The organism is Pseudomonas sp. YuFO8, assembly GCF_035065025.1.
Classification (GTDB): Bacteria; Pseudomonadota; Gammaproteobacteria; order Pseudomonadales; family Pseudomonadaceae; genus Aquipseudomonas; species Aquipseudomonas putida_AE.
In genome coordinates, this window is record NZ_JAXDEQ010000020.1 from 106778 (window position 1) to 119869 (window position 13092).

General features: G+C 59.9%; 8 protein-coding genes and 1 pseudogene. 7 read left to right on the forward strand and 2 right to left on the reverse strand.

Features of this window, described 5'->3' with window-relative positions; genetic code table 11:
- The first annotated feature begins 101 nt into the window (after positions 1-101).
- A complete protein-coding gene (locus SOP95_RS18860; protein WP_274075802.1) occupies positions 102-419 on the forward strand; it encodes a helix-turn-helix domain-containing protein in 318 nt (105 codons plus the stop codon).
- On the forward strand, positions 412-1671 hold the full coding sequence (locus tag SOP95_RS18865) for a type II toxin-antitoxin system HipA family toxin (RefSeq protein WP_323607911.1): 1260 nt from the start codon (positions 412-414) through the stop codon (positions 1669-1671). The genes SOP95_RS18860 and SOP95_RS18865 overlap by 8 nt, the downstream gene beginning before the upstream one ends.
- 43 nt (positions 1672-1714) lie before the next feature.
- Here the strand turns inward: SOP95_RS18865 and SOP95_RS18870 are convergent, their stop codons facing one another.
- Positions 1715-2632, reverse strand: coding sequence for a LysR family transcriptional regulator (locus SOP95_RS18870; RefSeq protein WP_274075800.1), 918 nt, complete (start codon positions 2630-2632; stop codon positions 1715-1717).
- 269 nt (positions 2633-2901) lie between these two features.
- Here SOP95_RS18870 and SOP95_RS18875 point away from each other — a divergent pair, with 269 nt between their 5' ends.
- The 4 genes from SOP95_RS18875 (at position 2902) to pgm (ending at position 9188) form a co-directional block, all read left to right on the forward strand.
- A complete protein-coding gene (locus SOP95_RS18875) occupies positions 2902-3924 on the forward strand; it encodes a zinc-dependent alcohol dehydrogenase family protein (RefSeq protein WP_274075799.1) in 1023 nt (340 codons plus the stop codon).
- Positions 3925-4494: 570 nt separating this feature from the next.
- Entirely contained in the window at positions 4495-5973 is a 1479-nt protein-coding gene (locus SOP95_RS18880; protein WP_323607912.1) for a hypothetical protein, read from the forward strand.
- A 67-nt stretch (positions 5974-6040) separates the two neighbouring features.
- Positions 6041-7441, forward strand: coding sequence for an aminotransferase-like domain-containing protein (locus SOP95_RS18885; protein WP_274075797.1), 1401 nt, complete (start codon positions 6041-6043; stop codon positions 7439-7441).
- Positions 7442-7541: 100 nt separating this feature from the next.
- On the forward strand, positions 7542-9188 hold the full coding sequence (gene pgm / locus SOP95_RS18890) for a phosphoglucomutase (alpha-D-glucose-1,6-bisphosphate-dependent) (protein WP_323607913.1): 1647 nt from the start codon (positions 7542-7544) through the stop codon (positions 9186-9188).
- Positions 9189-9303: 115 nt separating this feature from the next.
- On the opposite strand, the pseudogene SOP95_RS18895 reads toward pgm, so the two are convergent.
- Positions 9304-9998 (reverse strand): annotated as a pseudogene (locus SOP95_RS18895) (pirin family protein).
- 278 nt (positions 9999-10276) lie between these two features.
- On the opposite strand from SOP95_RS18895, the gene SOP95_RS18900 reads away from it, so the two are divergent.
- Complete coding sequence (locus SOP95_RS18900) at positions 10277-12751, forward strand: UvrD-helicase domain-containing protein (RefSeq protein ID WP_323607914.1); 2475 nt, start codon at positions 10277-10279, stop codon at positions 12749-12751.
- Positions 12752-13092 lie beyond the last annotated feature (341 nt).

Here is a 13092-nt window from a genome sequence, read left to right on the forward strand (position 1 = left end):
AAGATAAGCCACAGTTAAAGGGAATTATGTTTCTTGAATTCGATGGATGATAATTCTATAATTTTGGGTATTAAGTCGCGTAAATCGACGGAAGACCCGTTATGTTGGATTTAAGCTTCAGTAAGCCGAATGAGATCGTCAAGCGGCTCTGCGAGCGCCTGCGCACGGAGCGGCTGGCTCAGCAGATGACACAAGCCGATGTGGCCGGTCGCGCCGGTATCGGCACCAATACCGTGTCGAACCTCGAAGCCGGGCGCAATGTCGGGTTGGAGAACGTGATTCGTGTGGCCATGGTCCTTGGACGAACCAAGGAGCTCGAAGCACTGTTCTTGCCAAAGCTGGACAGCATTGAAGACATTCGCCGCTACGAGAACACCGTCAATCGTCATCGGATCAAAAGGAAGACCGACCATGCTTGAGCAGGTTGACGTCTACTACGATGGTTGGGGTGAGCGTTGGTTGTGGGGCACGCTCGTGTCTACGACTGCCATCACCGGTCGCCCACAGATTGTGTTTGAGTACAGCAATGAAGCGAAGACTAGAGGCCTGGAGCTTTCGTCCTACACGCTTCCATTGGCGGGACCCCAGTTGCGTCGAGGCTTTGCGTCCCACCAGCTGGCACTGCCAGGGCCAGTTTATGACTCACTGCCTGACGGCTGGGGCATGTTGCTGATGGACCGGTTGATCCGGCGCCGCGGCCTCAATACGGCACGCATAGGACCTCTGGAGCGGCTGGCTTTTATTGGCAACAACGCCATGGGGGCAATGTCGTTCGAGCCCGTAGCGCCCGAGGGGCAGCAGCCGCAAGCGCATATCCCCCTTGAGTTGCTGGCGGCTGAAGTTCAGGAAGTTCTCAAGGGTGAAGGCGGGGAATTCCTGCAGACATTGCTTCTGGTGGGGGGCTCGCCACAAGGCGCAAGGCCAAAGGCGTTGGTCTATCGCAATCCTCAAACGGGGGCTTTTACCACCGCCGCCAAGCCGGACCTCGAAGCCTGGCTGATCAAGTTCCCGGCAAAGGAAGAGCATCCTGAAGTCTGCGCTATCGAAATGGTCTATGCCGAGTGCCTGCGCAGGTGCGGCATCCAGACCCCGGACACGCAGCACTTCAATCTGCCCAATGGGCTGGCAGCCTTCGCGAGTAAACGCTTTGATCGCCTGGACGGCCAGCGCGTGCCCATGCAAAGCCTTGCAGCCTTTACCGGGGCTGACTACAGGTCGCCGGGAGCCCTGGACTATGTCAACTTCTTGCGGGCGACACATATGTGCACCAACGACGTACGAGAGAAAGCTATCGCCTTCGAGCGTGCCGTCTTCAATGTCGCGTTCAACAACCGGGACGACCACCCCAAAAACTTCGCCTACGTCATGTCGCGGTCCGGTGCTTGGCAGCTGACGCCAGCCTACGACGTGACGTTCTGCGAGGGACCGGGCGGTTATCACCAGATGGACGTGATGGGCGAGGCCCTGGAGATTGATCGAGGCGCGATGATCAGGCTTGCAGATGAGGCAGAGGTCTCAGTGGAGATTGCTGGCGGCATCATTGACAGCATTTGCCGCGTCGCGAGCCAGTTCGTTGCCATCGCCCAGGACATGTACCCGCGCGATATTACCCAGGACACCCTTGATACCATTCAAGGCCGAATCGACGAGAACGTCGAGTTGCTGAGCTAACGCCGTTTTAATTCGGCCAGCGTCACGGGTGACGCTCAGGCGCCTACGCCAGGCTATCCGGATCCCCAAAAAACATCTGAATCCGCGACCGCAACCAACGCTCCCCCGGATCATTATCCTGTGACCCACGCCACGCCATATGCAATTCAAAACTGCGTACCGGCAACGGCGGATCTTCCGCCCGCACCCCGCCAGCCGCCGTCAGCGCATCGGCCGTATAGTCCGGCACGGTGGCGACGATATCGGTACCGCTCAACAGGGTACTCAAGCCGTTGAACTGCGGCACCGCCAGCACCACGTGACGTTTGCGCCCGAGCTTTTCCAGCTCTTCGTCAATAAAGCCACTGAGGTCGCCGGCGAACGACACCAGCGCATGGGGGCGGGCGCAGAAGTCATCCAGGCTCAATGGGCCAGGCACGGTGTCGGCGCGCAACAGTTTTGGCATGCTGCGGCGCAACACCTTGCGCTTGGCGTTGGCGGGCAGGTCGGTGGTGTAGCTGACCCCGATGGAAATTTCGCCGGAGGCCAGCAAGCCGGGCATCAGGATGTAGTTGACCCGTCGCACCACCAGCACGATGCCCGGCGATTCGGCGCGCAGGCGCTTGAGCAGCATGGGCAGCAGGGCGAATTCGACGTCGTCCGACAGGCCGATGCGAAACACCGCGGTGCTGGTGGCCGGGTCGAACTCGGCGGCACGGCTGACGGCGGTGGAAATCGAATCCAGCGCCGGAGAGAGCAGGGCGAAGATCTCGACCGCCCGCGCGGACGGTTCCATGCTGCGACCGGTGCGCACGAACAACGGGTCGTCGAACAGCCCGCGCAGGCGCGAGAGCGCCGCACTGATGGCCGGCTGGCCGAGGAACAGCTTCTCCGCGGCGCGGGTCACGCTGCGTTCGTGCATCAGGGTTTCGAATACGATCAACAGGTTCAGGTCGACACGACGCAGGTCATTACGATTCATCTTGAGTCCTGGCAGAGTCAGCAAACTTGACGTGAGCGGCCATATGGGAACAATGGCCAGCAGGAATATTACGGGCAAAGGCTGGTACTCTGCACCGGGTAATTCAGTTTTCCCAAAAAGGCTGCTTCGGTTTCTTGCGACATTTGACGATGTCGCCGCAGCTGCGGAATCAATGACAGGCATGTCGACTATTAATAGCCACTGATAGTGTTGGGTTGAAAGCCCAGCTAGAGTTCAAGGCATTAGAGGTTCAATTGGCGAGGTTTGCGATGTCCCGCACGATCCGTTTTCACAAGTTTGGTTCAGCCGAGGTGCTCAAATGCGAAGAGCATGCGGCGGCCCTGCCTGCACCGGGCGAAGTGCAGGTGCGCGTCGAAGCCATTGGCATCAGCTGGTACGACACGCTCTGGCGGCAGAACCTGGCGTCGTCACACGCTCGCTTGCCAGCCGGTATTGGCCAGGAAATGGCCGGTATCGTCACCGCTGTCGGTGAGGGTGTCGATGACCTTGCGGTCGGTGACAAGGTCGCCAGTTTCCCGGCCCAGAGCCCGAACGATTATCCGGTCTACGGCGAGCTGATCGTGCTGCCGCGCTCGTCGCTGTCGCGTTACCCGGACGTGCTCAGCCCGATCGAAGCCAGCGTGCATTACACGCCGCTGTTGATTGCCTATTTTGGCTACGTTGATCTGGCGCGGGTCAAACCCGGGCAATTTGCCCTGGTCACCGACGCCAGTCACTGCGCCGGCCCTTCGTTCGTACAATTGGGCAAGGCCCTGGGTGTTCGAGTGATCGCCGCGACCAAGACCGCGGACGAGCGTGAATACCTGCTGTCGCTGGGTGCCGAGAAAGTCATCGTCACCGAGGAAGAAGACCTGCTGATGCGGATCAACAAGATCACCGACAACCGCGGCGTCGACGTGGTGTTCGATGGTTTGGGTGGCCCTCAGATGTCCCTGCTCGGCGACGTACTGGCGCCTCGCGGCAGCCTGGTGCTGTACGGCCTGCAAGGCGGCAACCAGACGCCATTCCCGGCGTGTGCGGCGTTCCAGAAGAACATTCAGTTCTTCGTGCACTGCATCGGTAACTTCACCGGCAAGCCGGAATTGGGCATCATCCAGGATCAGGTCGCACTGCAACGTGCCTTGCGCGACATCAACCAGATGACTGCCGATCGCGTATTGCTGCCGCTCAAGACCCGGGTCTTCCCGTTTGCCGAGTTTGTCGAGGCGCACCGCTACATGGACGAATGCCCATGCCGGGAAAGGGTTGCCCTGCAAGTCGAACCTGCCTGATCCCCCCTCAAAGAGTCCGTGCCTGCACGGACTCTTGCGTTTGAGCGCCTTTCCCCCCGACATGAGACGTCCCACCAGCCTGAAGGTGGGTCGGTTCAGCAACTGAACCGGTTTTTGCTCTCGATCTGTAGCTTCTAATCAACATCCAAGTACTGATAATTGCATGATTACTTTCATCTCAAGGAATGAGTCATGGCCAGGTATCTAGCCGAAACTTTTCAATGCGCGTCGTTGACCCATGTTCGACAACTAGTGAATCGTTGTGCGGTCGCCACATTATTTCGAGAAGCTTCTTTCCTCATTATTTGTATTAAATGTCTGTGGGACGCTGTCAGACATTTCCTAGGATGCCGAAGGCAATCGTCACAAGCTGCGGCCAAGAGCCTGCGCGCAAGCCATTGCGTGGCTGTCTCGCTTCTGGCGATCAATTATTTCAAATGTTGACCAAAAACTTTAGCGTTAGCATTTGGTAATAAAGTCCAGTAATTAATCCCCATTCAGGCATCCCTTTGCGCTGTGCGTGCAGTTGTTTGCGCTGTGTCGAACTTACGAATATCAGGTAAATAGAAAATGACCCATATCCATGATCAGGCGATGAACTATGTCTATCAACAAGTGCTGCAACGACTGCTGAGTTTTTTTTCCCGTGCCGAGCGCACGGCATTGCAGTTATTGATACAGCGCCTGGCTGTCGCCGCCGGAGGAATGGATCGGATCGGTGGCTTCAAGGTATTGGCCATCCAGTGTGGCTCGCGTGACAGTTGCTACACCTTGGCACTGCTGCGTGCCGCGCAGCTGACGATCGCCAGTCGGGCGCCCGCGACATTCCAGTTGCGGGTCGCGACCCTGCGGCTCAATGGCATGAGCCAATTGGCGCTGGATAACATCCATCGCAGCTACAGCGCTTTGTTCCTCTACGACGATCCCCGAGTCGAAGTGTTGATGGTGGATAACCGTGAGGTACTGCCGTTCGATCACCAGGCACCGGTGTCCAGCGCCGGGCGTGAAGCCAATCGGACGAACCTTCTGATGATCGGCCATCGTCGTGCCGTGGACGGACCTCTTGACCTGTTGGACGACGGGTATCTGGCCACGGGCGAGTTCCATGGACAGATCGCCCGCTGGAATCATGGTGTCGATGCCTTGGTCAGTGGCGACTCGCCGCGCCAGCAGAAGCGCTTTATCGAAGGGCTCAAGCGCGCGGCCGCCAAGGCAGGTCTCGAGACGTCGAACCGTCACGAGGCGGATTACGGCGGGTTGTTCATGCTGCTCGATGAATTGGGCAGTGACTGTTACCAGGCGTTTTATGCCGACTACGGCCAGGAGACCTGGCGTCCGGCTGAACAGTTTGAAGCCTGTCGTCGTACTACCTACATCGATATTCACGACGTACTGGTCAGCCACCTTGAAGATCGTTGGCCGTTGCTGACCGAGTTTCTCGGCTTCCAGGCCGATGAACTGGCGGTTCATCTTGGCGAAAACCAGTTCGTCAGCGTGGCTGTCTCGGCGCACCTGCGCGGATTGCAAGCCGGCTTCGTCCAGGGCGGCACCTATGAGGCAGGTGTTGCCCACTACCTGCAGCGCGCCCTGGTGATGATGCGTCGTAACCAACTGGAGGAATACTTGTACGAACGGGCAGAGGAGGCGTACGGCAACCCGGCGACCCTGGCCGGCCAGCGCGCACGCATCGCCGAGGAGGCGCAGCAGAACTTCGGCCTGAACGAGGCGCAATGGGTGTGCCTGCTGTTTGCCCCTTTTGTCGAGCAGGGCGCGGCCCTCGAGCGCTTCCTGCGTCTATGTCACCCGGGCATGCTCGTGGCCTTGCCCGAGTTGCACCGGGCCATGCAGGGGCATCCGGTCGCGGAGCAGATCCTGCAGTGGATGGTCGATGTCAGCGGCTTGCCTGTGAGCCTGATCGGCAGGTTGTATCGCATGGGGCCGGTGGCAGAGCAGGGCAGGCCGATGAACCCGCCCGCGAGCGAGGCCTCGGTGCCAGTGCAGGCAAGCGACGAGGCGTCGATGACCGCTCAATGGTCGGCAGGACGTTGATCGTGCGCATGTTGCCGGCCCTTTCGGATGTGCGTGGCGGCCACCGCCACGGATGGGGCCCCTTGTCATGAAAGGACAGCGTGAAACCGATTTCGCCTACCAGGCGGTCTACCGTTACCTGACCTGCCTGATCAGCGAACCCGTGAGTGACAGTCGCGTACGCCTGCCATCCTTGCGTGAGCTGTCCGAGCGCCTGGGCGTGTCGATCTCGACCATCCAGTACGCTTATTCGCTTCTGGAAAAGGAGGGGCGGGTCTATTCGGTGGCCAAGTCCGGTTATTACGCGCTACCGGTCGCGCCCAGCAGTACGCTGTACGATGGCAATGACTTGCTCGAGAGCGTCTATGTCAACGCCCGTCTTCCCGCCATGCTGGTCCTCAGCGCGGATGAACCGGCCTTGCTGCAACCGCTCGACAGCCCGCTGTTGCTGCTGGAAAGGGAGCTGCTGCGCCAATACCCGCGCCAGCCGCAGCCGTCTGCGCAGCCCTGCGGCGAACTGGAGCTGCGTACCGCGTTGGCGGCGCGCTATACCACCTCGCCGGTGCGCTGCTGGCATGCCGATGATGTCTACATCGGCGCCGATCTACGCGGTGTGCTGGAAATACTGATCGTCGTATTGGCTCTCAAGGACGCGACGGTGGTGGTCGAGTCGCCGTGTGACTGGGCGATCCTGCGCCTGTTCCAGGCAGCCGGCGTGAAGGTGATCGAATGGCCGCTGCTGGGCGACGGTGGCCTGGACTGCAAGCGCCTCAGGGACCTGCTGGAAGAGCAGCCGGTGCGATTGGTGATGGTGTCGTCCGGGCTGAACATGCCCCGGGGCAGCAAGGCACCCGATGATAACCGGCAAGCGATCGCGCAATTGCTGGGCCGACATGACACTTGGGTGCTGGAAAACGATAGTTATGGCGAACTCGGGTTTGAGCCCGATCTACTGCGATTTCGCGAGCTGTTGGCCCCGGAGCGCCTGATGGTGTTTTCCGCATTCGAAAAGATCATCGGCCCGGAAGCGCCTTACGGTTATCTGCTGTCTCGCCATATGAGCGGCGAGCTGCAGCGGCAATTTCTATTACGAGCCTTTCGCCTGTCGCCGATTCGCCAGAAAGCCATCGCTCGCCTGTACAGCAACGGACGCATCGATCAACACCTGCAGGTATTGCGTCGGCGCCTCAAGGACGGCAAGGACCAGATGACCCGGCTGCTCCAGGAACGACTGGGCGACGCCTTGCAGTACGTCGAGCCCCAGGGCGGCGCGACGATCTGGTTGCGTTCGCTGCGCCGGGTCGATATGAGCCGGGTGTTCCAGCGTTTGCTCAGGCAACAGGTGGTGGTTGCGCCCGGCGAGCTGTTCAGTCTGCAAGGCTTGCATGGGCAACACTTGCGTTTGAGCCATGGCGTTGGCAGCGATCAGGACCTGGCCGCCGCGCTGGGCTTGCTGGGGGACGCCTTGCGCCTGGAAGCCATTGATTGAGCCCAGGTAAAATCATGCCGATGGATCGATTCCATCGCGCTTAGGTCAAACTGCCAGTAAACTCCGTTCCAATTCCTGAACTCTATCTCAGAGGTTGCGCATGACACTCAGTCCTTTTGCGGGCAAGCCGGCACCGGCAGAATTGTTGGTAGACATCCCGCGACTGGTCACGGCCTATTACACCGGCCAGCCCGATGCCGCCATCTCGACCCAGCGAGTGGCCTTCGGCACCTCCGGGCACCGGGGCAGCTCGTTCGATTTGAGTTTCAACGAATGGCACGTCCTGGCGATCAGCCAGGCCATCTGCCTGTATCGCGAGGCCCAGGGCATCGATGGCCCCTTGTTCGTCGGCATCGACACCCACGCCTTGTCCACGCCGGCCGGCGCCAGCGCCCTGGAAGTACTGGCTGCCAATGGCGTGACGGTGATGATCGCCGAAGGTGACGAATACACGCCGACCCCAGCCGTTTCCCATGCGATCCTGTGCTACAACCGCGGGCGTACCTCGGGCCTGGCGGATGGCATCGTCATCACCCCGTCCCACAACCCGCCGCAAAGCGGGGGCTACAAATACAACCCGACCAATGGCGGCCCGGCCGATACCCACATCACCAAGTGGATCGAAGCCAAAGCCAATGAGCTGTTGGCGAACAAACTCGCCGGGGTCAAGCGCATCAGCTACGAGCAGGCGCTGAAGGCCAGTACCACCCATCGTCACGACTACCTCAACACCTATGTCGCCGACCTGATCAATGTGATCGATTTCGACGCCATCCGTGATGCCAAGCTGCGCCTGGGCGTCGATCCGCTGGGAGGCGCAGGCGTGCGCTACTGGTCGGCGATCGCCGAGCACTACCGTCTGGACCTGGACGTGGTGAACAAGCAGGTCGACCCTACCTTCCGCTTCATGACTGTCGACTGGGATGGCCAGATCCGAATGGACCCATCGTCCAGCCACGCAATGCAGGGGCTGATCGGCCTGAAAGAACGATTCGACGTGGCCTTCGCCTGCGACCCGGATCACGACCGTCATGGCATCGTGACCCCCTCTGGCGGTCTGCTGGCGCCGAACAACTACCTGGCCGTGTCGATCGATTACCTGTTCCAGAACCGCCCGCACTGGCGAGCAGATGCCGCGGTGGGCAAGACCGTGGTCAGCAGCGGCTTGATCGACCGCGTGGCCAAGCGCCTGGGACGCCGTCTGTACGAAGTGCCGGTGGGCTTCAAGTGGTTTGCCGATGGCCTGTTCGACGGCTCCCTGGGCTTTGGTGGTGAAGAAAGCGCGGGGGCTTCGTTCCTGCGCAAGGACGGTAGCGTCTGGTGCACCGACAAGGACGGGCTGATCCCGGCTTTGCTGGCGGCTGAAATGACCGCCCGTACCGGTCGCGACCCAAGCCAGGCTTATCGTGCCCTGACCGATGAACTGGGCGAGCCGTTCTCGGTGCGGGTAGACGCCAAGGCCAACCCGGAACAAAAGGCCCTGCTGAGCAAGCTGTCGCCGGATCAGGTCACCTCGACCGAGCTGGCGGGGGAAAAGATCCAGAGCATCCTCAGCAAAGCACCGGGTAACGCCCAGGCCATTGGCGGCCTGAAGGTCATGACCGAAAACGGCTGGTTCGCGGCGCGTCCGTCGGGCACCGAAGACATCTACAAGATCTATGCAGAGAGCTTTGTGAGCGACGACCACCTCAAGCAGTTGGTGGCTGAGGCCCAGACCCTGGTGGATGGCGCTATTTCTTCGAAATAAATGATGGCCCCTTCGCTGGCAAGCCAGCTCCCGCAGGATTGATGCAACCTTGTAGGAGCTGGCTTGCCAGCGAAGACGGTAGTCCAGGCACCAACGGTGCTTAGGACTTACCTAATCAAGCCAGATCCACCAACACAATCTCACTGTCCTCAATCGCCGTCACCCGCAACACCTGCTCCTGGGCAACCGCGACACCGTCTCGAGCTTCTGCTCGCAAGCCATTGACTTCAATGACCCCCGTGGCCGGAACAAGGTAAGCGCGACGGCCGTTGTCCAAGTGATATTCCGCCGTTTCACCAGACTTCAGGTTCGCCGCCACCAGTCGCGCATCTGCGCGGATTCGCAGGCTTTGATCGTCCCCGGCCTTGCCGCTGGCCAAGGTCACGAACCCTTCGCGCTGGCCTTTGGGAAACGGCTTGGCGCCCAGGAGGGTGCCAGGCCGGATTCGTTCGGGATGATCCAGATCTGGAAAATCCGCGTCGGTGTCGCTTCCAGGTTGTATTCGCTATGGGCGATCCCGGTGCCAGCACTCATGACCTGAACGTCACCGGCTTCAGTGCGACCCTTGTTGCCCAGGTTGTCCTGGTGGGTAATCGCCCCTTCACGGACATAAGTGATGATTTCCATGTCCCGGTGCGGGTGCTGCGGGAAACCGGTGCCCGGGGCGATCACGTCATCGTTCCATACCCGCAGGTTGCCCCAGTTCATGCGCTTGGGGTCATGGTATTCGGCGAACGAAAAGTGGTGATGGGCATCCAACCAGCCATGGTGAGCGCCGCCGAGCGAGTTGAAAGGTCTGAGTTCAAGCATGATCGTCTCCTGTAAGGTTCGTCATGGGGCGCAAGGGCCTGGCCACGAATCGAGACCGGTGGTTGATGACGGGCATCATCCATCAGGCAATAATCGATAAAAAGCGTAAAAAGTGCCTCATAATCATCGAATAGTTTGATAGGAAGTTACCTCAAATGGATCTTATACAACCTTCAATATCGCGCATAAGTCGATGAGTCCTAAGCATTTCACTAGAACTGAACGGCAAATAAAGACACCATAGCCCTCAACAGCCTCACACCCTGGAGTCCGTCCGCGTGCCGCAACACACCCCCGATCTTCCGCCTGAACTTCGCCCCCTGGCTGAAATGCCACTGCTCAAACGCCTGGCCGCGCGCTTTTTTGGTCATGGCCTGACACGCCTGCGCGCGCAGCACCGCGCGTCCTGGTTGCATGGCCAGGCAGACGGTTTTCGCAGTGGGCATATCGCCGGGGTGGATTACGGATATAAGGAAGGCAAGCTCGAAGGACTCGAAGAGGGCCGGCAGGTCCTGCTGATTCGCGACTCGCGCAGCACCGAGCACCGGCCACCGAACATCGATGAGCATCTGTTCGACGATTGGCGCCTGCCATTGAGCGCCGAATTGAAGAAGCGCGTGAAGGCCGACGTCGCCCGGCTGCTGCCGGCATATGCCCAGCCCAGCGCCGCGCAGTGGAAGATGATCTTCAGTGACACGCCTTCGACCTCCGTGATTGCCGGAGCGGGCGCGGGCAAGTCGACGACGTTGGTCCTGCGCATTTTGCTGCTCCACCACTACCTGGGATTCGAGCTGGGCTCGATGACCGTGGTGACCTTTACCCGCGAGTCGCGCAAGGATTTCATCAATAAACTGATCGAGCTGTTCGCGCTCTGGGGGCGGGTAATCAGCTTCAGGGACGCGCGTGACCTGGTGCGCACCTTCCACTCGCGGATCCTGCCGATGGTTCGCAGCCTGCCGGGCTTCGAACGGCTGCAAGCCTTCGAAAACCTCAGTCACCGCGCCCAAGGCGCGGATGACGAAGTGGACAGCAACCCGTTCGACCTGCGTATCAATGACGCCCAGCGTCAGCAACTCAACGCCTGTTATCACGCCTTGCACAGCCGCGATCAGCGTTTTCGCGAGCTGATCCAGCCGTTGTCGCGCCACGCCTTGCAACTCAAGGAGCTGGAGCGCGACCACCCCGATGTGCAGAAACGCGTGGCCGTCACCGAGTTGGCGGCCAAACGCGATGAGGAACTCTGCGACCTGGTGGAAGACCTGTGGTTCCGCGCCGGCGCCTGGCCGATCAAGGGTATCGAACCCAACCGCCAGGCTTTTGATATCAATGGCAGCGCCTTTCATTGCCACGGTTACATTCCGTCGCTTGATGCTTGGGTGGTGCTGGGTTTCGACCCTGGGGAAAATCCACAACTGACCCGGCCCAACGCCAAGCTGACACTGCGTGCGGAATCGGCGGTGAAGCGAACCCTGTTTCAAGCTTTCTGTCGTAAGCCATTGATATGGCTGGATAGTTACGAATCGTCGAGGCGTGTCCTGGCCTCCCTTGGCGGCGACGCCAGCGCCGGGCCTGGCTTCGATTACAAGGTCAAGGGAGAGCTTGCGTCTGCGCCGTTGCTGGACTGTTTTGTCGCCGCCGCCGGGTTCATCGAAAACCTCGGCCTGGATGTGCCGACGGCGGTGGGCCAGATGAGCTTTGCCAAGGATGACCCGGACCGGTTTTTCTTCGAGGCCCTGAGCCTGTACTGGCGAGCCCTGGAAGATCACTTGCTCGACCTGAAACCGCCGGTCATGACCTACAACCGCATGTTCGCGTTGTTCAGCGAACATTCACCGGAGAACCTCAAACTGCTCAGCGACGAGCTGTTGCGGCCGCTGTCGCACTTGATGATCGACGAGTTTCAGGATGTCTCGCCGCAAATCGTCTCGTGGATCCGCGCCAGCCTGGTCGAGATCCGCAGCCGCGGCCCGGCCATGCACACAGGACGCGGCGCCCAGCACTCGTCATTGCTGTGCGTGGGGGATGACTGGCAGTCGATCTACGGTTGGCGCGGCAGTTCGCCCACCTATTTCATGGAATTCAACAAGACGTTCTCGTCGCCCAGCACCACCAAGGTCATGCTCAGCGACAACTATCGCAGCCACCAGCACATCATCGACGCCGCCGAACACATCGTGCGGGCCGCGCCGGCGATTGCCGGCAAGAAGGCCAAGGCCAGCGGCGAGCCGAAGACTTTGCTGCCGGTCAATGTGCTGGACCGGGACGACCAGGGCATGGCCCAGCGCCTGATGGAGCACTACCGCAAGGGTGATTCAATCTTGATGCTTTATCGAAAAAGCATCGATAAGTCATTGATTGAACAGCATATTCAATCCGTAGTTAATGTGGATTCTAGCTTGCCGTATGAAGCCCGGCGCCTTAAGCAACTGACCTATCACAGCGCCAAGGGGCTTCAGGCGGACGCGGTGTTCCTGCTTGGCGATTGCCAGCACCTGACCCGTTCACCGTACAAGAACCAGGTATACCGCATGGCGGGCCTGGGCAAGGCTGGCGATAGCGAGCCTTACGACAATGCGCAGAAAGACGAGATCCTGCGCCTGGCCTACGTGGGCATTACCCGGGCCGTGAGCCATTGTTATTGGTATGTAGACGCGCAGGACACCCAGGCGGTGAACATGCCCAAGGCGTCGGATCGGATCAGCCAGGGCAAGGCGTTCTTTGCCGATCATCGACAGGCCAAGACCCCGGCGTAATCCATTCAATCTCCCGCGGCCGTACCCGATCTCCTGTAGGAGCTGGCTTGTCGGGTCGCCGCATCGCAGCGATGGTCGACAACGATGACGCGTGCCGTCTGAATGAATGCGTTGTACAGATGAGCCCGCTCCCACAGTTGATCGGGTACATCCGCGAGTGATGGTTCGGCTGTGAGGCCGCCTTCGCTGGCAAGCCAGCTCCTACAGTTGATCCTCGGGAGACGGTCTGCACCCCAATCCATAATTCTGTAAAAAACAAAAAAGCCCACCATATCGTGTAATGCTGTTCACTTTAGGTTGGAGGGCCCCAGGTGGTATTTGGATTAGGTGTATATCCATTC

Bases quoted from the DNA above. Each gene is read 5' to 3' on its own strand.
- SOP95_RS18860 (WP_274075802.1), top strand. From the start codon at position 102: ATGTTGGATTTAAGCTTCAGTAAGCCGAATGAGATCGTCAAGCGGCTC.
- SOP95_RS18865 (WP_323607911.1), top strand. From the start codon at position 412: ATGCTTGAGCAGGTTGACGTCTACTACGATGGTTGGGGTGAGCGTTGG.
- SOP95_RS18870 (WP_274075800.1), bottom strand. From the start codon at position 2,632: ATGAATCGTAATGACCTGCGTCGTGTCGACCTGAACCTGTTGATCGTA.
- SOP95_RS18875 (WP_274075799.1), top strand. From the start codon at position 2,902: ATGTCCCGCACGATCCGTTTTCACAAGTTTGGTTCAGCCGAGGTGCTC.
- SOP95_RS18880 (WP_323607912.1), top strand. From the start codon at position 4,495: ATGACCCATATCCATGATCAGGCGATGAACTATGTCTATCAACAAGTG.
- SOP95_RS18885 (WP_274075797.1), top strand. From the start codon at position 6,041: ATGAAAGGACAGCGTGAAACCGATTTCGCCTACCAGGCGGTCTACCGT.
- pgm (WP_323607913.1), top strand. From the start codon at position 7,542: ATGACACTCAGTCCTTTTGCGGGCAAGCCGGCACCGGCAGAATTGTTG.